Raw genomic sequence first — 23,664 nt, 5'->3', positions numbered from 1 at the left:
TGGGTGATGTCTGTCAAGGGAGGAATCGCCGCGACCGAGCAGCCGATACCCGTTGTCGCCACCGGCGCACCGGGCTCGCAGACACTGGCCCGCGGGTTGACCGCGCTCCAGGTGGTCGCCGCCACCCCGGGCGGGTTGACCGCGCAACAGGTCGCCGAGCGCATCGGCGTGCACCGCACCATCGCCTACCGACTGCTGAGCACGCTCGCGCAGTTCCGGATGGTGGCCAAGGCCGAGGACGGCCGCTACCGCCCCGCCGCCGGCCTGGTCGCCCTCGGCGCATCCTTCGACAACAACCTGCGGCAGGTGTGCCTGCCGCGCCTGCGCGCCCTGGCCGACGAGTTGTCCACCACCGTCTCGATGCTGGTCGCCGAGGGTGATCATCAGGTGGCCATCGCGGTGATCGTGCCCACCCAGGTGGCCTACCAACTGTCCTTCCACGAGGGCAGCCGCTACCCGCTGGACCGCGGCGCCGCCGGAATTGCGCTGCTGGCCAGCATGCCGCCGCGCCCCGAGGAACGAGACCTGGTGACCCTGACCCGCGAGCAGGGCTGGGTCATCACCCACGGCGAGATCGAACCCAACACCTATGGCCTTGCCGTACCGGTGCATCGCCTGCCGCCGGCCCCGGCGACGTGCCTGAACCTGATCTCCCATCGCGAGGACGTCGTCGAGCGCGGTCGTGACGCGGTGATCAAGGCAGCCGAAGAGCTGTCGGTGATATTGAACTGACGTCTTACCGAAAGGATCTGCGTGTGGCCATGGGGGAACTGAACGCAACCAAGTGGGACCGCGAAGCCGACGTCGTCGTGCTCGGCACCGGCGGGGCGGGTCTCACGGCGGCCCTGTCCGCGGTGGTCGCGGGCGCTGACGTGGACATGCGGGTGGAGGTGTACGAGAAGGCCGAGACCGTCGGCGGCACCACGGCGGTCTCGGGCGGCATCGCCTGGATCCCGGCGCATCACCGCTCGCCCGAAGGCGAACTGACCGTCGAGGACGCCATGGCCTACCTGCGCGCACAGTCCTTCGGCGCCATGGACGAGGAACTGGTCGAGACCTTCGTGCGCACCGGCCCGGCCATGATCGACTTCGTCGAGGCGCACAGCGACATGCGCTTCGAGATCGCCACCGGCTTCCCCGATTACAAGCCCGAGCTGCCCGGCGGCCGCCCGGGTGGCGGACGCTCGCTGGGGCCGGTCCCCTACGACCTCAACCGCATCCCGGCCTGGCGCGACCGAATCACGTCCTTCCCACCGGATTTCAGCAACGTCGGGATCGACGCCGAGACCCGCGCGCGGCTGCACGCCGACATCGACGACACCTCCGGTGACATCGTGGTCGCCGGCACCGCGATGATCGCGGGACTGCTCAAGGGCGTGCTCGACGCCGGGATCACCCCGTTCACCGGGACCCGGGCCGTCGAACTGATCGCCGAGGACGGCGTCATCGTCGGGGTGCGAATCAGCTCCGGCGACAACACCATCAACGTCCGGGCGCAGCGCGGCGTGGTCCTGGCCAACGGCGGATTCGAATGGGACACGGCCCTGGTCGAGGCGTTCCTGCGCGGCCCCATGCACGGCCCGGTGTCCCCGCCGAACAACACCGGCGACGCGTTGCGGATGGCGATGGCGCACGGCGCGGACCTGGCCAACATGGGCGAGGCGTGGTGGGTGCCCATCGTGCAGATCCCCGACGACACCATCGACGGCCATCAGCGCAGCCGCAGCGTGCGCCTGGAGCGGACCCGGCCGCGCAGCATCATCGTCAATCGCGCCGGCCGGCGGTTCATCAACGAGGCCTGCGACTACAACTCGATGGCCGGCGCGTTCCAGTACCTGCATCCGCGCGACGGCTACGTCAACGACCCGGCCTGGATCGTATTCGACCACCGACACCTCGAGCGCTACGGGTTCCTCGGTGTCGAACCCGCCGAGCAGGCCCCCGAATGGTTCTGCGCCTCCGCCGATCTCGACGAATTGGCGGAGAAGACCGGGATCGACGCGGCAGGTCTGGCCCGCACCCTGACCGACTGGAACCGCAACGTTGCCGGCGACGATCCCCGCGATCCCGAGTTCGGCCGCGGCAGCAGCGCCTACGACGGGTACTGGGGCGACCCCGACGCGTCGACCGACGCGGGACGCACGCTGGGCCCGCTCGACACCGCGCCGTACTACGCCGTCCCGGTCGCCCTGGGCGCGATGGGCACCAAGGGCGGGCCGCGCACCGACCGAGACGGGCGCGTGCTGCACGTCTGCGGCGCGCCGATCCCCGGGCTGTACGCGGCGGGCAACGCGATGGCCGGGGTGACCGGTCGCGCCTACGGCGGTGCCGGCGGCACCATCGGACCGGCCATGGTGTTCGGCTTCCGCGCGGGCCATCACGCCGCGACGGGCCGCTCGGTCGACTAAGGGCGGGAGCGGAAGAAGGCGACGGCCCGGGCCAGCGACTCCTCCACCGGTTCGGGCTTCCAACCCAGTTCGCGTTCGGCCTTGCCGTGATCCAGCGGCGACATCAGCTCCGCCATCCGCTGCCCCGCCGCGGCGAACGGCAGATCGCGGCGCAGCAGCCGCGCGGCCACATCGTTGAGCCGGGCGGCCACCCGTAACACCGGCAGCGGCACCTTGATTCGCGCCGGACGCACCCCGGCGGCCTCGGCGACGACGCTCTGGATCTCGCGCATGGTCATGAACCGGTCGGAGATGATGTAGCGCTCCCCCACCCGGCCCTTGTCGGCGGCCAACAGCATGGCCCGCGCGGCGTCCTCGATGCCCACCACCTCCAGGCCAAAGTCGGGGTAGAACGGCATCTTGCCCGCGGCCACCATCGCGACCTGACCGCCGTGCGGGGTCGGCTGCCAGTCGCCGGGGCCGTAGGTGGTCGAGACGCACATCGCGACGCCGGGCAGGCCACGGTCGCGGACGTAGTCGAAGAGCAGGTCCTCGGCGGCCACGCGGGCCTCGATGTAGGCACCGCCCTCGTCCCAGTTGCGCGGATCGTCCTCGGTCACCAGGCGGGTCTTGCTGATGGCCAGGGTGCCGATGGTGCTGGTGAAGACGAACTTGCGCAGGTCCGCCGCGATCTCCGGTTCGGTGGCAACGTCCAGGACGTCGCGCAGCCCGTCGACGTTGGTGCGGAACAGCGGCGCCGGGTCCCGCAGCCACATCCGGGCGTCCACCACGCAGTAGTAGAGGACATCGCAGCCCGTCATCGCCGCGCGCACCGCGTCGGCATCGGACAGCTCGCCGTAGCAGCGTTCGACGTCGAGGTCGTCGATGGCCTTGGTGGAGCTGGTCTTTCGCAGCATCACCCGCACGTCCTCGCCGGCCTCAACCAGCTTCCTGGTCACATGCGAGCCCAGGAACCCGCTGGCCCCGAGCACCAGTTTCTTACCGGTCACCGCGCACCGCCTGACGGACCTTGAACTTCTGCACCTTCCCGCTGGCGGTGCGCGGATACTCGTCGACCCGCAGCAGTTCCTCGGGCCACTTCTGCCGCGCGACCCCGGAGGCCTCGAAGTGCCGGCGGACCTCGTCGAGGCTGGGCAGTTCGTGGCCGGGGTGGATGCGCAGCACCGCGGCGGCGCGTTCGCCGTAGCGGGGGTCCGGGGCGGCCACCACGACGGCCTCGGCCACCGCCGGCATGCCGAGCAGCGTCTCCTCGACCTCCACCGCGCTGATGTTCTCGCCACCGCGGATGATGATGTCCGACTTGCGGTCGGTGATGGTCAGGTAGCCGTCGTCGTCGAGCGTGCCGATGTCGCCCGTGTGATACCAGCCGTCGTCGTCGAATGCCTTGGCGGTCAACGCATCATCGGTGTAGCCCAGGCACAGGTCCGGTCCGCGGGACAAGACCTCGCCGTCGTCGCCCAGCTTGACCTCGACCCCCGAGAGCGGGCAGCCGTCGGTGTAGAGCCGCTTGTCCTGCGCCGCGTCCCAGCGGGAACCGGTGATCGACGGGTGCTCGGTGCTGCCATACGAGCGGTAGGTGTTGATGCCGAGATCGGTGAGCCGCTGGGTGACCGCGATCGGCACGGTCGACCCGCCCAGCCCGACGGTGCGCACCCCCGCCAGGTGTTCGGTGGTGAAGTCGGGATGGTCCAGCAGGCTCGTGATGAAGTAGGGCGGACCGCCGCCGATGGCCAGCCCGTCGCTCTTCATCAGCGCCAACGCCACTCCGGGATCCCAGACGTCGGTGAGGTGGATCGGGTGCCGAGCCAGCACCGGCATCAGCAACGCGCCGACCATACCAATGAAATGCCCCACCGGCGTGGCGATCAGCTGTTTGCCGGTGTCCGTCATGTTCTGCCCCACCAGCTGGTGAGTCTCGTGGACCAGGCTCTGGTGGCTGTGGATGACGCCCTTGGGCGCGCTGGTCGTGCCCGAGGTGTAGGCGTAGAGCGTCGGGGCGGCCGGGTCGGCGGGCAGCACCCCCTCGAAGGGCACCTCGTCGAGCAGGTCGTCGAAGGTGGGCCGGGGCCCGCCGACCACACCCACGATCTCGATGTCGGCGGCAAGGTCCGGCTCGAACTCCATGCGCCCGAACGAGTCCGCGGTGATGAACACCTTGGGTTTGGCATCGCCGAGGATGTGGGTCAGTTCCTTGCGGCCGTAGAAGTGCACGATCGGTACCACCACCGCGCCGAGGAAGGCCGAGGCCCAGAACGTTGCGGCGGCCTCCACCCAGTTGGGCAGTTGCATGGCGACCACATCACCCGCGCGCACCCCGCGCTGGTGCAGACCGGCCGCGAGCCGTCGCGCCGTCGTCTCCACTTCGGCGATGGTGCCCCGATAAGGGCGGACCTTCGAGTGCACCCGGAACTCCAGGTCGGCTCCGGCCGGCAGTTCCCGCGCCAGCAGGTCGCCGAGGGTGTCGGGGGTCCACCACCCATTTTCTCGGTACCGCTGGACGAGTTCGTCGGGGATCGTTCGCATCGGCTCTTCGCTCCTCACCGTCGCCGATGATGCTATTCTCCGGATTCGAGAATGCCAATCTCCGGTGTGGCGAAGGCGGGATTCCGGTTTCGGCCCAATGGCCTGGCTCGGGGTTTTATAGTCAGCCGGACAGTCCGAGAACCGTGGAGGAAGCCCGTGAAGTCCATTCGGGCCGCGCTGAGCGCGGTGGCCAGCGTGGTGTTGGTGGCGGCCGCGATCTCGGTGGCGCCCACCGCGAACGCGATGTACTTCGGCAACTACAACCTGCACATCCCGGACCGGCGCGACTTCCACACCTGGATCTTCTCTACGCTGACACCGTGCAAGGGAGTGCCGGCCGAGGGGGCCACCTGTATGCGGATCCTGACGATCCCCCAACCGGTCGCCAAGGCGGTCTACACCCACGCCGACGCCGTGCTGGGTGACGACGGGTTCTACACCATGGTGATCGACGACCCGTTCGGTCTGCGCTGCGGCGACATCTACTACGGTCCGACGATTCCCACCCACGATGTTTACCGCTGGCACATGGACACCTTGGCCGGCGAGATGGTCTCGCACTTCGCGGCCGGGTGCGACGGCGCCCCCGGCGGCAGCTTCACCTATCCCATCTCATTGACGAGGATGTGACGATGCGCGCATTGGCAACCACGGCAGCCGCGCTGGCGATGCTGGGCGGGTCCGTCTCTATCGCGGCCCCGGTCGGCGCGAACGAGCCGGTCCTGCACCATGTCCGGTACACCGTGACCGCGAACGCGCCCATCTGGTCGCACATCTACTACCGGGACACCGAGCCCGCGCTGTTCTCCGACTACAGCCACAACCCGTACATGTTCAGTCCGCGGGCCGACGTCGAGGTGGGACCCGACCAGCCGTGGGTGCTCGAGGCGCATCTGGCCGACCCGGGCATGTGGGCCATGGTGACCGTGCAGAGCGGAGAGGCCCCGAACTTCCCGGTGCCGGGCTACAGCTGTGAACTCACCGTCGACGGCGTGGTGGTCAAGACCGACAGCGGCCCCAAGGGCGCGCTGTGCTCGATTCGCAACTGGTAACTACGAAGACCACTCGCCCGCCGAAGACTGATGCCGCGGCGTCAGTCGCCGCGCCGCCACAGCGATTCGCCGCTGTGTGCGATGCAGCTCAGGAACAGACCGTCGGGGGCCTGGGCAACCATGTGCAGTTCGTTCGAGCACTTGCTGCCCTCGTCGCGGATACCCGCCAGCGGTGGAGAACGGAACCACCGAGGTTCGTAGCGGCGCGGCGATCCGCAGAAGACCAGCCGGCCGGGCTGGATGGACGGACCGGCCACCGCCGTGCCGAACACGAAGTAGGACGTGTTGTCGCAGTACGACCCGAGTACCACGTTGGGCCGGATGCCGGGGACGCAGAAGGCGTCGTTGCAGGTTTGCGGCCCGGCCTGGGCCACCGGAGCGCTCACCGTTGCAGCAGGCGCACTGAGCATCGCGGCTACCGTCGCCGCAGCGGCGGCCATCACCATCACACGCACGTCATTACTTTCGCACAGCTGGAAACGAAACTCTTCATTTCGGAGAAGATTACTCAGCCAATGGGCACTCCCCCGCCCCGGGGTCCGCTGAAACGCTAGGCTGCAGTGAGTTTCTCAGAGCCGCGCGCGGCCGATCGACGGCCAGCGCGACCACCCCGACAGACGGAGCAGGCGGGTCATGGCAGTTGAGCCACCCGAGAACGACCAGTCGGCCGCCGCGGCGGCCCTCGACCCGTTGAACCAGGCCGCGGCCGAGGAAGCCGAGGCGCAGGCCGCGCTGGCCGAGGCTCGCGCCAACGCGGCCCGCGCCCGCGCCGAACTGCTGCGCCGCCAGGCGGAGGCCGGCGTCGCAACCCAGGCCGGCCTCGAACAACCCGCCCCACACCCCACCGCGGCCGCTCGCCGATCCACGGCGACCTGGGCTGCGATCGCCGTAGCGGCAGCAGCTTTGGCGGTCTGCGGGTTGGTGGGGTTCAGCGCTTTCATGGCCTGGCAGCAGCACAGCGTCGACCAGGAGCGGGAACGCCACGCCGAGTACGCGGCCGTCGCGCGACAAGGCGTGGTCAACCTCATGTCGTTGGACTTCACCAACGCCGAGGAGAATGTGCAGCGCGTGATCGACAGCGCCACCGGCGAATTCAGGGAGGAATTCGAGGCCCAGTCGGAGTTCCTGGTCGAATCGCTGGAAGCCTCCAAGGTCATCACCGAGGTGACGGTGAATTCGGTGGCGGTGGAATCGGTCGCCGAGGAATCCCCGGTGGTCCTGGTGGCGGCCGAATCGCAGGCCACCAACGCCCAGGACGCCCGCAAGGACCCCCAGCGGTTCCGGGTGGCGGTGACCCTGGCTCGCGATGGTGACGAGCTCAAGATCGCCCGGGTCGATTTTCTCTGACGTAAGTCGCCCCCCGACGGCATAATTTGGGTCGGATCCCCACCTCGAGCCATAGCGACAGTGATATTCTCCGCTTCTGAGAATGAGACTATCGCCGGACGTAGGAGCGCAGTGATGTCGGCCATTAGGGCGAGTGTGACGGCGGCGGCTTTGGCGACCCTGGTCGCGGCCGGAGTCAGTAATCCGGCCGTCGCGGGGGCCAATCCCGAGTGGGGCATCAACGGCACCTTCGCGACCTCCTCCAACGGCGTCTGGGCCAAGGTCAATGACCGCTACCAGGAGCAGCCGAGCACGCGCGGCACCTGGAACATCTCCACGGTCTGCACCACGCCGGTCGACTGCGCCGGCACGGTCCACAGCGATGCGGGCTGGTCCGCTCCGATCTACACGAAAAGTGGTGTCTGGTACCTCAAGCGCGCGGTGCCGGAATGGCGTTGGTGCGCGGACGGGGCACCAATCGAAGGCCTGCAGACCATCCTGATTTACCCCGTGGGCGCTGACGGGCGTGTCGACGCCAAGTCCGACGAGTACACCGGCGAGGACGTCACCACGGGCCCCAGCGGCTCCTGCGGCCGTAACCAGTGGCCGCACATCCGCATGCCGTTCTACATGAAGAAGATCTGACACGCGGTCCACCCGAGGCCGCGAAACTGCCGTCGGGGTCGCCCCTTCTGCCTGGGCCCAACCCTGACGACAATCTCGCCGACACAACCAGAGAACGCAAAACCGGCCACGGGATCCCGTGGCCGGTTTGCTTTGCGCGTGCCCTAGGTGGGCAGCAGATCCGTCCAGGACTTTGGCGTCTGGGCCAGATCCGCTTGCTGATACAGCTTGCCGTCGGCGCCCATGTACTCCCCGGTGCGCGGGTTGTACTTGGCCACCGCCACCGACGGGCCGTCAGATCCGTTGCTGCCGAAGGCACTTGGGGCGGCCTGCGGCGCAGCCGACGTGCCGGGGTTGGGAATCCCCACCACGCCCGGGGGCAGCGGAACCTGGTCCGGCGCCGCACCGGGGGGCAACGGCACCTCGGTGGCATGCGGCGAGTGGGCCGGGTCATCCGGCGTGGTCGCCGGATTGTAGATCTGCTCGGGCGGCGGCGGAGTCACCGGCGGATCGAGATAGATCGGTTGTCCCGGCAGCAGCGGACCCGGGCCGGTGCCGGCAAAGCTCGGCGGCGGCGCGTTGGGCGGCGACAGCGGGGCCGGCGGGGGCGGAGCGGTGACACCGACCGGCAACGGGGTGCCCTCGATGGGCCCGAAGGTCTGCGAGTCCGGCAGCGCCCGGTTGTCCGGTGGGATGCCCTGGGCGATCAGGTTCGGATCGATCGGGTACGGGCCCAGCGCGTGCTGACGGGTGGCCAGCGGCTGGAAACCCTCGGGGTCGTTGCACAACTCGACGGTGGGTGCGCGCTTTCCGGGATGACCCATGCACGGATAGTTGCGCGCGCCGCGGACCGCGATGGGCGAATCCTGCGGCAACTTGCAATAGATGTCGTCTGGGGTATCGATGACCTCGGTGTCCGACGGCGAACGCCACGCCGACGGGGGCAGGAAGCCCACCGTGCAGGACGGGGGATCACCCAGACCGAGCGAGAAGTCGCCGCCGGGCATACCCACCGGGTTGTTGATCGGCGCGTAGGTCTGGATCTGCGCGACATACGGCGGCAGCAACACCAGCAGCTGTTCGATCGACGGGTTGTAGGTGACGCCGACCTGGCCGATCGTGGTCATATTCGCCAGTAACACCGGCAATGTCGGCTTCACCTGCTCGAGCAGCCGGGACGTCTCCTGTGCGAAGCCCGGGCCGTTGGCCAACACCGACCGAAACTCGGGGTCGTTGTCGGACAGTTGCCCGGTGATGCCGGCCATGCTGCGCGCCCATGTCCGGGTCGAATCAGTGGTCTGCTCTTGGGCTTCCAGGAACGGGACGGAGTCGTCGATCAGCGCGCGGGTCCGGTCCGAGATGGCGTTGGCGTCCCTGGTGATCGTGGCAGCCGAGTCCAGCAGCGAACCGAAATCGTAACCGGTGCCGTTGAACGCCTCGAAGGTCTCGTCGAGCAGGTGACTCAGCGTGTCCTGCGGGATGGTATCCATCAGGGCGCTCACCTGATCGAGCATGGGACCGACCTCCTGCGGGATGGTCGTGTCCGCCGCCGCGATGACCGACCCGTTCTCCAGGTAGGGCCCCGAATCGGTGCGCGGCTGCAGATCCACGTACTGCTCACCCACCGCCGACATGCTGAGCACGTGCGCCTGAAGATCGGCGGGCACCTTCGGTGAGCGATCCAACGACAAGGTCGCCCGCGCACCGGTTTCGGTGAGCTCCACCGAGGTGACCTTGCCGATCTGCGAGCCGCGGTAGGTCACGTTGCTGAACTGATAGAGACCACCGGTGGCCGGCAGGTCCATCTTCACGGTCAGGCGACCGACCCCCAACAGCGTCGGCAACTGCATGTAGGCGAACAGCATGACCGCCACGCCCACGATGGAGGCAATGGTGAAGAGGATCAGCTGCGTTCGGACGAAACGCGTGAGCATCAGCCACCTCCGTTGGTCGGCACCGGCGAATTCGGTTCGGCCCCATAGGGTCCGGCGAAGATGGGATCACCCGGTTTCGCCGGCGGCGCCGTCAGGTACACGGGCGCACCGGGTACCTGCAGCGGTCGCGGTGGGGTCACCGGCAGAATCGGGCCCACCTCGGCGGGCACCGGGGGCATCGGTCCCTGCTGCAGACCGATGGGTGCCTCACCTTCCGGCCCGGACGGGAACGCGTCCGGCGGCGGCGGGTTGGCCCCGGTCTTGAGCGGGTCGTAGGTGTAGTTCATGTAGTACGGATCGCCGGGTGCCGGGACCAACTGCGCATCGGTGTCCTCCCAGCGGGTTCCGAGGAACAGGGTCCGCTTCAACCGCGGGATGGTGAGATCGACCGTGGCGAACAGATTGTAGTAGTCGCCCCGGATACCGCGGTCCATGAAGCTCTGCGTGTACGGGAACGTCGGAGCGTAGCCCAACACCTCGCCCAGGTCGGGTCCGATATCGGCGAGTGCCTTGATGGTCGGTTCCAGGTTCTTCAGGTTCTGCACCAGGTCGGCCTGGGATTCGTTGGCGAACTGGTGCGCGGTATCGCTGAAGGTGCCGAGCTTCTGCAACGCCGTCGTCAACCGTGGCCGCTGCTGGATCAGCACATCGAGGGCCGGCGGAATCCGTTCCAGCGCTTGGGTGATGGTGTCGCGTTGGCCCGCGAACGTAGCTGATAGCCGGTTCAGCGATTCCACCGACGCCACGATGTTGTCGCGCTGGGCGTCCAACGTGCCGACGAAGGTGTCCAGCCGGACCAACAGATCACGTACCTCGGATTCGCGGCCGTTGAGCGAGGCGCTGAAGTTGTGGATCACATCGCCGAGTTGGCCGAGACCGCCGCCGTTGACGACCGCCGCCAGCGAGGACAACGTCTGCTCGGTGGACGGATAGGTCGAGGCATTGTCCAGGGCGATTGTCGCCCCGGCTGGTAACGGATCCCCGGGCGCCTCACCGACGGGCGGGTTCAGCGCCAGGTGCATGGACCCCAACAGGCTGGTCTGGCCGATGGTCGCGACCGCGTTCAACGGCACCTCGATACCCGGTTCCACCGAGAACTCGACGTCGGCGTGCCAGTCGCGCACGGTCATCTTGCGCACGCTGCCGACCACGACGTCGTTGATCATCACCGGCGAATTCGGCTCCAACGTGGCCACATTCGCGATCTCGACGTGGAAGACCTGAGACTCCGCACCGCGGCCCACCGCACCGGGCAGCGGCAGCGAGTTGACGCCCTGGAACGCGCATCCGCTGGTGGTCAGCGCCACCACGCAGGCAGCCCCGATCCCCAGTCGAATGGATCTCTTGCCCATCATGCTGGCGGCGTCCCTTCTGCGGCAGGCGCTCCGGCGGGTACTTCAGCGGCCAGTGCCGGGCCCGGGGCCGGTCCTGGCGCAGCGCCGGCCGGGTTGAGCATGTCCGGCGTATTGGCCAACACGTTCGGCGGTACGACCGGCGGCGCACCCGGCAGCATCTGCTGCGCGCCCGGCGGTGGCACTCCTGGAGCCCGACCGGTGAACGGGGGCGGTCCCGGCGGCACATCCTGCGGGTACGCCGACACGGCCGGCGGCGGCTCCGGCGCCTCCGGGGAGCCACCACCGCCACCCGGCGCCAGACCGGGCTCGGAGTAGATGATGTTCTCCGGGTTCGCCGACGGCATCAGGTACGGCGCAATCGGGAACGGCAGGTGGTTGAAGTTGATCATCCGCAGCGCGGGCCCGAAGTACTGCGAGCACAGTTTGGCGGTCTCCGGCGCCGTGGTGTTCTCGATGGCACCGATTGCGCCACAGATGAACTCGACCGGGTTGGAGAAGTTGTTCAGCACGAACTGACCGACCGCGGTGCCGGCGTCCGGGTTGTAGATGTTGTAACCGTTGGCGAACGCGTTCGGCGCGACGTGCAGGATGTTCTCCACATCGATCTTGTGGTCGACGAGGTTCTGGGTGACATTCCCGAGCCGCTCGATCTGCTCGGCGGTCTGGTCCCGGCTGCCGGCGACGAACCGCTGCACCTCCACGACCGCCACGGACAGGTGCTTGAGCGCCGCGTCGAGGTCGCTGCGGCTGCCGTCGACCACGCTGGTCAGCGTCGCCAGGCGATTCTGGAACGACACCACCTGCTGGTTGCTGTTCTTCAAGGCCGTCATGAAGGTCTGCAGGTTGGTGATGATGTCGACGATGTTGCCGCTGCCTTCGGCCAGGATGCGCGACACCCCGGACAGCTGCGAGATGGTCTCGCGCAGTTTGGCGCCGTTACCGTCCATGGCGCTCGCCGCGCTCTCGATGAAGCGGGAGACCGACGTGCCGTCGACCCCGCTCTGCGGGCCGAGTTCGGTGGACAGCCGCATCAACTGCGTCTTGACCTCGTCCCATTCCACCGGGACCGCGGTGGCGTCCAACGGAATCACGGTGCCGTCGGCCATTGTCGGACCGCTGCCCCGATACGCCGGCGCCAGTTGCACATAGCGGGCCGCGACGAGGTTCTGCGCCACGATCACGGCATTGGCCTCCGCCGGGACCGGGACATCGTGATCGACCTCGAGCACCACCCTGGTCTGGGTGCCCTCCGGCTTGATCGCCTCGATGGTGCCGACCTTGACACCGGAGACCCGCACCTCGTCGCCGGGGTAGATGCCGGTCGCGGAGGTGAACAGCGCCTCGATGGTCTTGGAGCCGAAGAACTGCTGCCGCACCACATATGCCACGCCCGCCACCAGCGCCACGGCCAGCAGCACTGCCAGGGGTCCGACCAAACGCTTGCGGTTCATCAGCGCGAACCTCCGGGAATCCCGTTGTAGGGCAGCGGCAACTCGGCGCGCGGGCCGGCGTCATCGCCGGGCTGCCCGGCATTGACCCCGCGGCGGAACCCGAACGCGTAATCCAGGAAGGGTTGGATGAGCTGCGCGGGCTGCAGGTTGGGCACGTAGGCGTTGTAATACGGGCCGTTGGCCAGCGTTTCGCCCTGTGTCACTTGGAACTTCGCGATACCCGGCAACGCCTCACCGATATTGTCGCGGTTCTTCTCCAGCATCGCGGTCACCACGTTCAACCGTTCCAGGGTGGGAGCCAGTTCGGCCTCGTTCTCGGCCACCAGCGTGCTGAGCTGCTGTGACACCGCGGCGGTGTTGGCCAGCAGATCCACGATCGCTTCGCGCCGGTCGTTGAGCACGCCGAGCAGATCGTTGGCGTTGAGGATCAAGGTGTTCAGCTTCTCGCTGCGCTCCCCCAGGACCTTGGTGACGTCGCCGGCACTCTCGAGCAGGGCGGCCAGGTTCTCGTTGCGGCTGTTGATCGACCGCGAAAGCCGGGACAGCCCGTCGAACGTCGGACCGAGTTGCGGGGCAAGCTGATCCAGCGTCGCCGACAGCGTGTCCAGGGACTGATTCAGCGAAGCGGTGTCGGTGCCTTCGGTGTTGGTGGTCAGCTCACCGATCGCGTCGGTCAGCGAGTACGGCGACGACGTCCGGGTCACCGGGATCACGGTTCCCGGTGACAGCTTCTCGCTGCCCTCGGACTCAAGGGTCAGCACACGCTCGCCGAGCAACGAGCCGGTGCGGATGTGCGCGGTCGTCTGCGAGCCCAGCGGCTGCTTGCCGGACACCGTGAACGTCACCAGGGCGTCGCCGTTCTCGAGCTCCACGGCGGAGACCGAGCCGACCTTCATGCCGGACATCGTCACGTCGTTGCCGACGATCAGGCCGCCGGCCTCGGAGAACAGGGCCTGGTGACGGACCGAGGTGGCCCACTGCATGAGCCGCTCGGGCTGCAAGCCGACGGCGATCACGAGGACCATCAGCGCGGCGCCGATGAAGCCCGCGCGAACAAGATTGGATTCGCGGTACTTAAGCATCAGGGCTCCGCGCACCTCCCACTCAGTTGTTTCAGCATCGGGAAGACCGCAGTCCGTCCCTGGAGGTCGGTGACTCGCCACGACAGCCCGCAGATGTAGTACATGATCCAGCTGCCGTAGGCGCCCAATCGGCGCAGCTTCTTGTAGTTCTCCGGCATCTTCTGCAGTGCCGCATCGAGATTCGGGGAGCCGGCTTCCAGCAGCGGAGCCAGGATGTTGAGCTGATCAACGGTGGCGCTCAGCGGCGGACGCGCCTCGGCCAGCAGACTGGCCAGCGATGCGGTGCCGTTGTCCAAGGAGGTGATGGCCGTGCCGATGGGATCTCGGTCCTCGGACAACCCGCTGATCAGTTGCTCGAGCCGGTCGATGCTGCCGGAGAACTTGTCGCCGTCCTCGGACAGCGTCTCGACGACCGTGTTGAGGTTGTCGATCAACTGCTCGACCACCTGGTTGTTATCGGCCAGCGTGGTCGAGAACGAGGACGTCTTGCTCAGCAGTGACTCCAACGTGCCGCCCTGCCCCTGCAGGATCTGGACCAGCGACGAGGTCAGCGCGTTGACGTCCTGCGGGTTGAGGCCCTGGATCACCGGTCGCAGGCCCCCGAGGAGCAGATCGAGATCCAGTGCCGACTGGGTCCGTTCCTCGGGGATGTGTGACCCCGCCGGCAGGATCTTCGTCGAACCCGGGCTGTCCAGCAGTTCCAGGTACCGGTCGCCGACCAGGTTCAGGTAGCGCACGGCGGCCTTGGTGCCGGTGGTCAGCTTGATGTCGCGCTCGGCGTTGAACTTCACCAGCACGGTCCGGTCGGGCTGCAGCGCAACCGAATCCACCGTGCCGACCCGGACACCGGCGACACGTACCGAGTCGCCGCCCTCGAGGCGGGACGCGTCGGCGAACACCGCCGAGTACTTCGACGTGGCCCCACCCCGGTACTCGCCGAACGCCATGAACAGGAAGGCGGTCAGCAACACCATGATGGTCGCGAAGATGCCGAACTTGACGAGGGTGCTTCTGGTACGCGTCATCCCGGATGTCCAACCTGTGTGGTGTTGCGCGGCGGGCCGTCCAGCGGTCCGAAGAGCAACTGCTTGAGACCATCGGAGTTGAGCAGGATGCCCTGGTTTCCGTACTGCCACGGGTTCGAGTTGGTGTCGGTCACCAGGTACGGCGCCTTGTTCGCAAATCCGATGTCCGGCAGGCCCATGCACTGCGGGCCGCCCTTGGCCGCGACCTTGGGCAGGCTCGACGGGTAGCGGTAACGCTCGATGTGCAGCGTGAAGGCCACGTTCACCGCGATACCCGGGTCGGCGGCCGGCGGCTGCTTGGCCAGCACGGCCATGCCACCCAGGGCACAGTTGAGACCCGGCGCGTATTCGTTGAGCAGATCGGTGGTGGGCACCAGCAGCCGCAGCGTCTCGCTCAGCGCGGCGCGGTTGCCGCCCAGGACGTCGTTGCCGACGTCGGCGAGCCCGATCATGCTGACCAGGAAGGCATCCAGGTTCTGCTGCTCGTCGACGATGCTGTCGCTGACCCGGATGGTGTTCTCCACGGTGCGCATCAGATCCGGCGCCGCGTCGGCGTAGGCGTCGGCCACCACGGCCGTGGCCTCGGTATCGCGAGCCATATTCGCCAGGCTGGGCTCCAGCTTCTCCAGCAGCGCCTCGAACTCGGTCAGCGTCCGCCCCATCTTCTCGCCCCGGCCGCCGAAGGCCGCGGACATGGCGCCGAGGGTCTCGTTCAGCTTGACCGGGTCGATCTTGTCCAGCACACGGGTCAGCTGCTGGAACACCGTGTTGATCTCCACGGTGACGTGGTCGCCGCGCAGCACCTGGCCGGCCGCCATCTTCTGCGGCGACGGGTTCTCCGGCGCCTTGAGGTTGACGAACTTGGCACCGAAGACCGTGGTGGACTCGATGTCGGCGGTGACGTTCGACGGGATCAGCCGCAGCTGACCCGGATCCATCGCCAGGTGCAACTCCGCGGTGCCGTCCGGGCGCGTCTCGATGGCGGCCACCTTGCCGACCTGCACACCGTTCATCTTGACCTTGGCGTCCGGGTTCATCACCAGGCCTGCCCGATCCGAAATCAGGGTCACCGGCACCGTTTTGGTGAAGCTGCCCTGGAACAGCGCGACCGCCAGGGCGATGACGCCGAGGATGGCGAGCACCGCCACCCCGCCCGCCACGGGCCGGGCCCAGGCCCTACCGCGTCCGAGATTGTCTGTCACAGTTCTGTTTCCCGAATCCGCTATCCGCTGAGGTTGAAGTTGCCGTTGGAGCCGTAGATCGACAGTGAGACCAGCAGGGTGACACTGACCACCGCGACCAGCGAGGTGCGTACCGCGTTACCGACCGCGGCGCCGACCCCGGCCGGCCCACCGGTGGCGAAATAGCCAAAGTAGGTGTGGATCAACAAGATCGTGATCGCCATCAGGATCGCCTGCAAAAACGACCACAACAGATCGATCGGATTCAAGAACGTATAGAAGTAATGGTTGTACAACCCACCGGACTGCCCGAGCAGCACCACCGTGGTGAACTGCGCCGCCACGAACGACATGATCACCGCGATCGCATACAACGGCGTGATCGCCGTCATGCCCGCGATGATCCGCGTGGAGACCAGATACTCAATCGGCGGGATCCCCATCGACTCCAACGCGTCGACCTCTTCGTTGATCCGCATCGCCCCCAACTGCGCGGTCACCCCCGCACCAAACGTCGCGGCCAACCCGATCCCGGCCACGATCGGCGCAGCGATGCGCACATTGATGAACGCCGACAAGAACCCCGTCAACGCCTCGATACCGATATTGCCCAGCGACGAATACCCCTGGATCGCCAACACCCCACCGGTGGCCAACGTCAAGAACCCGACGATCACCACGGTCCCGCCGATCATCGCCAACGTGCCCGCACCCATCGAGATCTCGGCGATCAACCGGATGATCTCCTTGCGGAAATGCATCGTCGCGTGCGGCACCCCGGCAATCGCGCGACCGTAGAACAAGATGTGATCACCGATACGGGAAAAGAAATCCACCGGCCGGCCCGCCTGGCCGACCAACCGCGGAAACCGCTGCCGTAACAATGTCGAAGTACCCATAGCGTGCGCCCCGCCTAGTTATTCGTCATCTGGATACCGATAGCGGTCACGATCACATTGATCACGAACAACGCCATGAACGCATACACCACCGTCTCGTTGACCGCATTACCGACCGCCTTGGCACCACCACCGGTGATCGTCAACCCCCGATAACAGGCCACCAACCCCGCGATCAACCCGAACAACGCCGCCTTCACACACGAGATGATCACCTCCGGCACCCCGGTCAACAACGTGATCCCCGCCGCGAACGCCCCCGGATTCACATCCTGGATGAACACCGAGAACACATAACCGCCCAGGATCCCGATGATCACCACCAAACTGTTCAGCAACAACGCCACCAAACCCGAGGCCAGCATCCGCGGAGTCACCAACCGCTGCACCGGGTTGATCCCCAACACCTCCATCGCGTCGATCTCCTCACGAATCGTCCGCGACCCCAGATCCGCACACATCGCCGTCGCCCCCGCACCCGCGACGATCAACACCGTCACCATCGGACCCAACTGCGTCACCGCACCAAAAGCCGCACCCGCCCCCGACAGATCCGCCGCCCCCAACTCCCGCAACAAAATGTTCAACGTGAAGCTGACCAACACCGTGAACGGAATCGCCACCAACAACGTCGGCGCCAACGACACCCGCGCCACAAACCACGACTGCTCCAAAAACTCCCGCCACTGGAACGGGCGGACGAAGATGTAGCGCACCGCGTCGGCCGACATGGCAAACAAACCGCCGATTGCCTGAAACGCCCCGGAGGCGTTGCGCAGCTTCGGAATACCGACCGACCAACGCTCCGGCCCCTTGACCGCCTCTTTATTTGCCACGACTCGCCCCTTCCGGACTTTCGGGGGTGCTGACGGCCGAAACCGCGGTCGTACCGTCACTGTGCTGCGAAAGCCCGCTGCGGGCGCTGCCGAGTGCGTTGATGGCGTCTCCCCCTGTCCGACCAAACAGTCCCACACCTTGAGCGACTCCGCTGGTATCGGGGCCCTGATCTTCATAGCCGATCAGCCCGATCGCCGTGATCACTTTGCGCAGTTCCGCAACAAAACCGCCGTGAAGTGTAACGCCGTCACTGCCGCGCCCCCGCGCAAAGGTGACGGCACCCGAGGAGGCGCCGACGGTGCGACGCACATCACAGCCCGAACTGGGCAGTACGGTGCCGATCGCGGCGGTGCAGGACATGTCGTGGCTTTCGGCTAGGTGACGGCGCCGGCCGTTTTGAGTTCGATGATGCGGTCCCAGTCCAGACCCAACTCTTGCAGGATGTCGTCGGTCTGTTCGGCGAATCCGGGCGCCGGCCCGGTGCTCGGCGCGGCGACGTCGAACTGGACCGGGTTGGAGACCAGTTCCATCTCGCCGGCCTGGACGAGGTACTCGTTGGCCCGGATCTGCGAGTCCTGCGCGGCCTGCAGGGTGTCCTGCACCGGGGCCCAGGGCCCGGCCAGCGTGGTGAAGCGCTCGCTCCACTCCGGCAGGGTCCGCTTTTGCATTGCCTCGGTCAGGATCTCGTTGGCGGTCGCGGTGTTCTCCGCGATCGCCTCGGCCGTGGCGAACCGTGGGTCGTCGATCAGATCCTCGAGGTCCATGTGCCGGCACACGTCGGCCCAGAACTTCGTCGGCTGCATCATGACGAACGAGATGTAGCGGTCGTCGGCGGTCGGGTAGAGCCCGACCAGCGGATTGAACGGCGAGCCTTGCGTTCCCGGCGGGAATGCCTCCATGCGCTCACCGAGGTAGTTGGTCAGGGCGACGGTGTGCCCCAGGGCCCACAGGCCGCTACCCAGCAGCGAGACGTCGACCACCGACGGCTCGCCGGTGCGTTCCCGCTTCAGCAGGGCCGCGGCGATGCCGCCGGCGAGGTTGGTGCCGGAGATGGTGTCGCCGTAGGCCGGTCCGGGCGGGCCCACCATGCCGGGGGTGTCGGGCGGGGTGATGGTGCGCGCGGTGCCGGCCCGGCACCAGAACGCGGTCATGTCGTAGCCGCCCTTGACCGACTCCTCGCCGCGCGGGCCGAGTGCGCTGCCGCGTGCGTAGATGATCTTCGGGTTGACCGCGCGGATGTCCTCGACGTCGATGCCGAACTTCTGCCGGTGTCCGGGCAGGAAGCTGGTCAGGAACACGTCGGCGCGCTTGGCCAGCTCGAGCAGGACCTCTTTGCCCTCGGGCACCGACATGTCCAGACCGATGCTGCGCTTGCCGCGGTTGGCGTGCTCGATGTTCGGGTTCGGGTCGCCCTCCACGCGCAGCAGGCCGGTCTGCCGCAGCCCGCGCTGCGGATCGCCGGTGACGGCGTGTTCGACCTTGATGACCTCGGCGCCCCACTCCCCCAGCACCGCGCCGGCCGACGGGACGAAGCCGTACATCGCAACCTCGAGGACCCGGATGCCCTCCAGCGGCCCGCTCATGCCTGCGCTCCCGACTCGGCGGCGACCGGAACGGCGAAGGTCTTGGTCTCCTGGAACTCCTCGAGACCGGCGGCACCCATCTCGCGGCCGATGCCGGACTGCTTGTAGCCACCGAACGGCGCGTCCGGGTGAAAGTAGTTGCCGCCGTTGATGGAGAACGTTCCGGTGCGGATCCGGCGGGCCAGGCCGAGGGCCCGCTCGTGGCTGCCGAAGATGGCGCCCGAGAGGCCGTAGATGGAGTTGTTGGCGATGCGCACCGCGTCGTCGTCGTCCTCGTAGGCGATGACCGCCAGCACCGGGCCGAACACCTCCTCCTGGGCGATCTCGCTGTCCGGGTCGACGTTGGCCAGCAGGGTCGGGGTGTAGAAGTAGCCCGGCCCCTTCTTCTCGCCGCCGGTGACCAGGGTGGCGCTGGCGGAGACCGCGCGCTGGACCATGCCGTCGACCTTGTCCCGCTGCTTCTCGCTGATCAGCGGGCCCATGTAGGTCTTCGGATCGTTGGGGTCGCCGTAGCGGACGTGGCCGAAGTTGGTCTTGATCAGCTCGACGATCTCGTCGTGGTGCTTGCGCGGCACCAGCAGCCGCGAGGTGAGCGCGCAGCCCTGTCCGGCGTGGGTGACCATCGAGAACGCCGAGAAGACCGCGGCGGTGTTGAAGTCGCCGTCGTCGAGGACGATCGCGGCGGACTTGCCGCCGAGTTCCAGGAACACCCGCTTGAGGGTGGCGCTGGCGGCGGACATGATCGCCCGGCCGGTGGGCGTGGAGCCGGTGAAGGTCACCATGTCGACGTCCGGGCTGGTCGTCAGCACGGCGCCGACCTCCGGGTCGGCCCCGGAGAGCACGTTGACCACGCCGGCCGGGATGTCGGTGTGGTTGGCAATCAGTTCGCCGAGCGCCAGCGTGACCAGCGGAGTGTCCGGGGCGGCCTTGAGGATCACGGTGCAACCGGCGGCCAGCGCCGGGGCGAGCTTGGCCAGGGCCAGCTGGTTCGGATAGTTGTAGGCGATGATCGCCGCGACCACGCCGGCGGCTTCCTTCTCCACCCAGCGGTGATGCAGCGCGCCGCGCGCCTCGACATTGCCGAGGTCCTCGGTCAGCTCGGTGTTCTTCAACAGGTCCGCGTAGTAGCGCACGATCTCGACGGGTCCGTCGTACTGCGCGCCGGCCAGCAGCGCGGGGGTGGCGCCCACCTCGTCGGTGGTCAGCTGCCCCAGCTCGGCGCGGTGGTCGACCAGGGCGCGGTGCAGCTGTTCGAGGCAGCGCACCCGCAGTTCCTTGTTGGTCGACCAGTCGGTCTCGTCGAAGGCGGCCCGCGCCGCGGCGATGGCGGCCTCGGCCTCGGCGATGCCGGCGTCCGGCGCGTGACCCAGCACCTCTTCGGTGGCGGGATTGAGGCTCGCGAAGGTCTTCTCGGTCTCGACGAGCTTGCCGCCGATGAGCAACCGACGGTCCGGCGCGGCCTGCTGCTTGGTCGCCGTTGCCGACTCAGGGGATCCCATCAAGCGGCCTTCCTGCTAGTTGATAACTGGATTCTCATCTTCGGCGAATCTTACATTCGCCAGGCGAGAACTCAAGAAACTAAGCAGGACTCGGAGGCGCCTGTCAACACCCGGTGCGACGCGGTCCTGGCCTGGGCACTTTTGAGACTCTTAGTGCAGTAACCTTGCGGGACGAGTGGCGCGGAGAGTACGGTTCTCACAATCGAAAGGGAGATTCTTTCAGGTGGCGTCATCCGGTTCCCGGTCCCGCACCGGGCACGGCGGTCGCCGAGGCCTGCCCGCCTCCCACCTGACCCCCGAGCCGGGTAGCTCGACAACCAAGTGAAAGGAACCTCTGTGGGACGCGTTCAAGGCAAGGTCGCATTCATCACCGGCGCGGGGCGCGGTCAGGGCCGCAGCCACGCGGTGCGGTTGGCCGAAGAGGGCGCCGACATCATCGCGGTGGACCTGTGCGAGGACCTCGAGACCATCGGCTACCCGATGGCGACCCCGGAAGATCTCGAGGAGACCAAGAACCTGGTCGAGAAGACCGGGCAGCGGATCGTGACCGCCAAGGCCGACGTGCGCGAGGTCGCCCAGCTGCGCAGCGCGCTGGAGGCCGGCCTGGCCGAGTTCGGCAAGGTCGACGTCGTGGTCGCCCAGGCGGGCGTCGCGGGCATGAAGGGCCAGCCGCCGATGCAGGCCTGGACCGACGGCATCAACACCAACCTGATCGGCACCATCAACGCCATCCAGGTGGCGCTGCCGCATCTGACCGAGGGCGCCTCGATCATCGCGACCGCCTCCGCGGCGGCGCTCATGGACGCCCACAACAAGCCCAACCCGGGCGGCGATCCCGGCGGCATGGGCTACATGGTGTCCAAGCGGATGATCTCCGAGTACGTGCACTACCTGGCGACCGAGATCGCCGTGCGCGGGATGCGCGCCAACGTCATCCACCCGACCAACTGCAACACCGACATGCTGCAGAGCGAGCCGATGTACCGCAGCTTCCGGCCCGACCTGGAGAAGCCCACGCGCGCCGACGCCGAGCCGGTCTTCGGCGTGCAGCAGGCCATGAAGGTCAACTACGTCGAGCCCGAGGACATCAGCAACGCGGTGCTGTGGCTGGCCTCGGACGAATCCCGCTACGTCACCGGCATGCAGTTGCGCGTCGACGCCGGCGGCTACCTCAAGTGGTACGACTACCACGTTTGATCCCATCCGGTTGCAGCACAAGATGATTGGGCGCGAGAGGAAAACACGATGAAGGTTTGGGTAGACCGCGACAAGTGCCAGGGCCACACCTTGTGCTCGATGATCGCGCCCGATTCGTTCGAGCTCGACGACGTTGACGGCCACGCCTCGGCCGTCAACGAGATCGTCCCGGACGATCAGCAGGACGCCGTACGTGAGGCCGCCCAGTCCTGTCCGGAACAAGCCATCATCATCGAATGAGCCTGGTCGCCCCGCGGGGCTGTCCGATCGGCCAGAACAAGGAGACAACGCCGTGAGCATCGACGATGTCACGACCGACGACCGCAAGAAGAACCGGTATCACTTCGACCGGCACACCCCCGAGTATCGGCTGCAGTTCCAAGAGATCACCGAGGAGATGCAGGCCAAGTGCCCGATGGCCTGGACCGATACCCACGGCGGGCACTGGGTGGCCGCGGACAGCGCGCACGTGTTCGAACTCGCCCGCTGCCCCGCGGTGTCCAACCATCACGACATCTCCGGTGAGACCCCGTTCCAGGGCATCACCATTCCCAAGGCCAGTCGCGCGACCGTGGTTCGCGGCGGCATCCTCGAGATGGACGAGCCCGAGCACAGCCAGTACCGCGGGGCGTTGAACCCCTACCTGTCCCCGGCGGCGATCAAGCGCTGGGAGCCGTTCGTCCACGAGATCACCCGCGCCGCACTCGACGAGCACATCGAATCCGGTCAGATCGACTTCGTCGAGCATCTGGCCAACGTCGTGCCCGCGGTGCTGACGCTGGCGATGATGGGCATCGAGCTCAAGAAGTGGAACGTCTACAGCGAGCCCACGCACGCCTCCGTCTACACCCCCGAGCATGCGCCCGAACGCGAGAAGATCAACGAGCAGCATCGCGAGATGGGCATCGACATCATCAACAACATGATGGAGATCCGGGAGAACCCGCGCCCGGGCCTGGTGAATGCCCTGCTGCAGTTGCGCATCGACGGCGAGCCCGCTCCCGACATGGAGATCCTGGGCAACCTGGGCCTGGTCATCGGCGGCGGCTTCGACACCACGACCGCGCTGACCGCCCACGCCCTGGAATGGCTGGGCGAGCATCCGGACGAGCGGACCCGACTCAGCGAGAACCGCGACACGCTGCTGAACCCGGCCACCGAGGAGTTCCTGCGGTTCTTCACCCCGGCCCCGGGGGACGGCCGCACCTTCTCCGAGGACGTCGAGGTGATGGGCCAGCAGTTCAAGCAGTACGAGCGGCTGTGGCTGTCCTGGGCCATGGCCAACCGGGACCCGGCGGTCTTCGAGCAGCCCAACGAGCTGATCATGGAGCGGAAGGGCAACCGGCACTTCAGCTTCGGCATCGGCGTGCACCGCTGCGTGGGCTCCAACGTGGCCCGCACCGTGTTCAAGTCGATGCTGACCGCGGTGCTCGACCGGATGCCGGACTACGTCTGCGACCCCGAGGGCGCGGTGCACTACGACACCATCGGCGTCATCCAGGGCATGCGGAACCTGCCGGCCACCTTCACCCCGAGCAAGCCGCTGGGCCCCAAGCTGGACGAGACGCTGGAGAACCTGCAGCGCATCTGCAACGAGCAGGAATTGGCGCGTCCGATCACCGAGCGCAAGGAAGCGGCCGTCATCGACTGGCCCTGATACTGGCCCCTGACAATGATTTGGGCGTGAT

The 23,664-nt window shown here is 67.3% G+C and carries 23 protein-coding genes; 9 read left to right on the top strand and 14 right to left on the bottom strand.

From position 1 onward, the window contains the following. Positions 1-6: 6 nt before the first annotated feature. Positions 7-732, top strand: coding sequence for an IclR family transcriptional regulator (locus tag EL338_RS07060; protein ID WP_126333076.1), 726 nt, complete (start codon positions 7-9; stop codon positions 730-732). Between the two features lie 29 nt (positions 733-761). Then, entirely contained in the window at positions 762-2,408 is a 1,647-nt protein-coding gene (locus EL338_RS07055; RefSeq protein WP_126336720.1) for an FAD-dependent oxidoreductase, read from the top strand. Here the strand turns inward: EL338_RS07055 and EL338_RS07050 are convergent. Then, a complete protein-coding gene (locus tag EL338_RS07050; RefSeq protein WP_126333075.1) occupies positions 2,405-3,397 on the bottom strand; it encodes an NAD-dependent epimerase/dehydratase family protein in 993 nt (330 codons plus the stop codon). The two genes, EL338_RS07055 and EL338_RS07050, sit on opposite strands and share 4 nt — an antisense overlap. Beyond that, positions 3,387-4,931, bottom strand: coding sequence for an AMP-binding protein (locus EL338_RS07045; RefSeq protein ID WP_126333074.1), 1,545 nt, complete (start codon positions 4,929-4,931; stop codon positions 3,387-3,389). Before EL338_RS07045 ends, EL338_RS07050 begins: the two co-directional genes overlap by 11 nt. 156 nt (positions 4,932-5,087) lie before the next feature. On the opposite strand from EL338_RS07045, the gene EL338_RS07040 reads away from it, so the two are divergent. Continuing rightward, positions 5,088-5,561 (top strand): hypothetical protein, encoded by a 474-nt coding sequence (locus EL338_RS07040; RefSeq protein WP_126333073.1) that lies wholly within the window; start codon positions 5,088-5,090, stop codon positions 5,559-5,561. Between the two features lie 2 nt (positions 5,562-5,563). Then, the gene (locus EL338_RS07035) at positions 5,564-5,983 is read left to right on the top strand and encodes an Rv2576c family protein (protein WP_126333072.1); all 420 of its coding nucleotides are present in this window, start codon (positions 5,564-5,566) and stop codon (positions 5,981-5,983) included. A 41-nt stretch (positions 5,984-6,024) separates the two neighbouring features. On the opposite strand, the gene EL338_RS07030 is transcribed toward EL338_RS07035, so the two are convergent. Continuing rightward, complete coding sequence (locus EL338_RS07030) at positions 6,025-6,429, bottom strand: hypothetical protein (RefSeq protein WP_126336719.1); 405 nt, start codon at positions 6,427-6,429, stop codon at positions 6,025-6,027. Positions 6,430-6,616: 187 nt separating this feature from the next. On the opposite strand from EL338_RS07030, the gene EL338_RS07025 reads away from it, so the two are divergent. Then, complete coding sequence (locus EL338_RS07025) at positions 6,617-7,330, top strand: Rv1363c family protein (protein WP_235666393.1); 714 nt, start codon at positions 6,617-6,619, stop codon at positions 7,328-7,330. A gap of 150 nt (positions 7,331-7,480) precedes the next feature. After that, positions 7,481-7,954: an Rv2253/PknI dimerization domain-containing protein gene (locus EL338_RS07020; RefSeq protein ID WP_435404890.1), complete on the top strand. Its 474-nt coding sequence runs from the start codon at positions 7,481-7,483 to the stop codon at positions 7,952-7,954. Between the two features lie 143 nt (positions 7,955-8,097). Here the strand turns inward: EL338_RS07020 and EL338_RS07015 are convergent, their stop codons facing one another. From EL338_RS07015 to EL338_RS06965, 11 genes are read right to left on the bottom strand one after another with little or no spacing between them, the layout of a single operon-like run. Continuing rightward, positions 8,098-9,867 (bottom strand): MCE family protein, encoded by a 1,770-nt coding sequence (locus EL338_RS07015; RefSeq protein WP_126333071.1) that lies wholly within the window; start codon positions 9,865-9,867, stop codon positions 8,098-8,100. After that, a complete protein-coding gene (locus EL338_RS07010) occupies positions 9,867-11,222 on the bottom strand; it encodes an MCE family protein (RefSeq protein ID WP_126333070.1) in 1,356 nt (451 codons plus the stop codon). Before EL338_RS07010 ends, EL338_RS07015 begins: the two co-directional genes overlap by 1 nt. After that, the gene (locus EL338_RS07005) at positions 11,219-12,673 is read right to left on the bottom strand and encodes an MCE family protein (protein WP_126333069.1); all 1,455 of its coding nucleotides are present in this window, start codon (positions 12,671-12,673) and stop codon (positions 11,219-11,221) included. The genes EL338_RS07010 and EL338_RS07005 overlap by 4 nt, the downstream gene beginning before the upstream one ends. After that, complete coding sequence (locus EL338_RS07000; RefSeq protein ID WP_126333068.1) at positions 12,673-13,755, bottom strand: MCE family protein; 1,083 nt, start codon at positions 13,753-13,755, stop codon at positions 12,673-12,675. Before EL338_RS07000 ends, EL338_RS07005 begins: the two co-directional genes overlap by 1 nt. Beyond that, positions 13,755-14,780 (bottom strand): MCE family protein, encoded by a 1,026-nt coding sequence (locus EL338_RS06995; protein WP_126333067.1) that lies wholly within the window; start codon positions 14,778-14,780, stop codon positions 13,755-13,757. Before EL338_RS06995 ends, EL338_RS07000 begins: the two co-directional genes overlap by 1 nt. Next, positions 14,777-15,982: an MCE family protein gene (locus EL338_RS06990; RefSeq protein ID WP_179967175.1), complete on the bottom strand. Its 1,206-nt coding sequence runs from the start codon at positions 15,980-15,982 to the stop codon at positions 14,777-14,779. The genes EL338_RS06995 and EL338_RS06990 overlap by 4 nt, the downstream gene beginning before the upstream one ends. Before the next feature lie 20 nt (positions 15,983-16,002). Next, positions 16,003-16,860 carry an MlaE family ABC transporter permease gene (locus tag EL338_RS06985; protein WP_126333066.1) on the bottom strand — a complete coding sequence of 286 codons (858 nt, stop codon included), beginning with the start codon at positions 16,858-16,860 and terminating at the stop codon, positions 16,003-16,005. 14 nt (positions 16,861-16,874) lie between these two features. Next, the gene (locus EL338_RS06980) at positions 16,875-17,696 is read right to left on the bottom strand and encodes an MlaE family ABC transporter permease (RefSeq protein ID WP_126333065.1); all 822 of its coding nucleotides are present in this window, start codon (positions 17,694-17,696) and stop codon (positions 16,875-16,877) included. Then, positions 17,686-18,057 (bottom strand): hypothetical protein, encoded by a 372-nt coding sequence (locus EL338_RS06975; protein ID WP_126333064.1) that lies wholly within the window; start codon positions 18,055-18,057, stop codon positions 17,686-17,688. The genes EL338_RS06980 and EL338_RS06975 overlap by 11 nt, the downstream gene beginning before the upstream one ends. A 14-nt stretch (positions 18,058-18,071) precedes the next feature. Continuing rightward, positions 18,072-19,280 (bottom strand): CaiB/BaiF CoA transferase family protein, encoded by a 1,209-nt coding sequence (locus EL338_RS06970; RefSeq protein WP_126333063.1) that lies wholly within the window; start codon positions 19,278-19,280, stop codon positions 18,072-18,074. Next, positions 19,277-20,779 (bottom strand): aldehyde dehydrogenase family protein, encoded by a 1,503-nt coding sequence (locus EL338_RS06965; protein ID WP_126333062.1) that lies wholly within the window; start codon positions 20,777-20,779, stop codon positions 19,277-19,279. The genes EL338_RS06970 and EL338_RS06965 overlap by 4 nt, the downstream gene beginning before the upstream one ends. A 336-nt stretch (positions 20,780-21,115) precedes the next feature. Between EL338_RS06965 and EL338_RS06960 the strand changes: the two genes are divergently transcribed. The 3 genes from EL338_RS06960 to EL338_RS06950 are packed head-to-tail and all read left to right on the top strand — an operon-like array spanning position 21,116 to position 23,633. Then, positions 21,116-21,976, top strand: a complete 861-nt coding sequence (locus EL338_RS06960) for a mycofactocin-coupled SDR family oxidoreductase (RefSeq protein ID WP_126333061.1) — start codon at positions 21,116-21,118, stop codon at positions 21,974-21,976. A 48-nt stretch (positions 21,977-22,024) separates the two neighbouring features. Continuing rightward, positions 22,025-22,216, top strand: coding sequence for a ferredoxin (locus EL338_RS06955; protein ID WP_126333060.1), 192 nt, complete (start codon positions 22,025-22,027; stop codon positions 22,214-22,216). Positions 22,217-22,268: 52 nt separating this feature from the next. After that, the gene (locus EL338_RS06950) at positions 22,269-23,633 is read left to right on the top strand and encodes a cytochrome P450 (RefSeq protein ID WP_126333059.1); all 1,365 of its coding nucleotides are present in this window, start codon (positions 22,269-22,271) and stop codon (positions 23,631-23,633) included. The last annotated feature ends 31 nt before the right edge of the window (positions 23,634-23,664 follow it).

Source organism: Mycolicibacterium chitae, from assembly GCF_900637205.1.
In the GTDB taxonomy this organism is placed as follows: domain Bacteria; phylum Actinomycetota; class Actinomycetes; order Mycobacteriales; family Mycobacteriaceae; genus Mycobacterium; species Mycobacterium chitae.
Note: the sequence above shows the minus strand (reverse complement) of the source record. Positions and strands in the feature narration are given on the sequence as shown.

Bases quoted from the DNA above. Each gene is read 5' to 3' on its own strand.
- EL338_RS07015 (WP_126333071.1), bottom strand. From the start codon at position 9,867: ATGCTCACGCGTTTCGTCCGAACGCAGCTGATCCTCTTCACCATTGCC.
- EL338_RS07045 (WP_126333074.1), bottom strand. From the start codon at position 4,931: ATGCGAACGATCCCCGACGAACTCGTCCAGCGGTACCGAGAAAATGGG.
- EL338_RS06975 (WP_126333064.1), bottom strand. From the start codon at position 18,057: ATGTCCTGCACCGCCGCGATCGGCACCGTACTGCCCAGTTCGGGCTGT.
- EL338_RS07060 (WP_126333076.1), top strand. From the start codon at position 7: ATGTCTGTCAAGGGAGGAATCGCCGCGACCGAGCAGCCGATACCCGTT.
- EL338_RS07025 (WP_235666393.1), top strand. From the start codon at position 6,617: ATGGCAGTTGAGCCACCCGAGAACGACCAGTCGGCCGCCGCGGCGGCC.
- EL338_RS06985 (WP_126333066.1), bottom strand. From the start codon at position 16,860: ATGGGTACTTCGACATTGTTACGGCAGCGGTTTCCGCGGTTGGTCGGC.
- EL338_RS06955 (WP_126333060.1), top strand. From the start codon at position 22,025: ATGAAGGTTTGGGTAGACCGCGACAAGTGCCAGGGCCACACCTTGTGC.
- EL338_RS06965 (WP_126333062.1), bottom strand. From the start codon at position 20,779: ATGGGATCCCCTGAGTCGGCAACGGCGACCAAGCAGCAGGCCGCGCCG.
- EL338_RS07035 (WP_126333072.1), top strand. From the start codon at position 5,564: ATGCGCGCATTGGCAACCACGGCAGCCGCGCTGGCGATGCTGGGCGGG.
- EL338_RS07000 (WP_126333068.1), bottom strand. From the start codon at position 13,755: ATGCTTAAGTACCGCGAATCCAATCTTGTTCGCGCGGGCTTCATCGGC.
- EL338_RS07055 (WP_126336720.1), top strand. From the start codon at position 762: ATGGGGGAACTGAACGCAACCAAGTGGGACCGCGAAGCCGACGTCGTC.
- EL338_RS07005 (WP_126333069.1), bottom strand. From the start codon at position 12,673: ATGAACCGCAAGCGTTTGGTCGGACCCCTGGCAGTGCTGCTGGCCGTG.
- EL338_RS06970 (WP_126333063.1), bottom strand. From the start codon at position 19,280: ATGAGCGGGCCGCTGGAGGGCATCCGGGTCCTCGAGGTTGCGATGTAC.
- EL338_RS07010 (WP_126333070.1), bottom strand. From the start codon at position 11,222: ATGATGGGCAAGAGATCCATTCGACTGGGGATCGGGGCTGCCTGCGTG.
- EL338_RS06995 (WP_126333067.1), bottom strand. From the start codon at position 14,780: ATGACGCGTACCAGAAGCACCCTCGTCAAGTTCGGCATCTTCGCGACC.
- EL338_RS07030 (WP_126336719.1), bottom strand. From the start codon at position 6,429: ATGGTGATGGCCGCCGCTGCGGCGACGGTAGCCGCGATGCTCAGTGCG.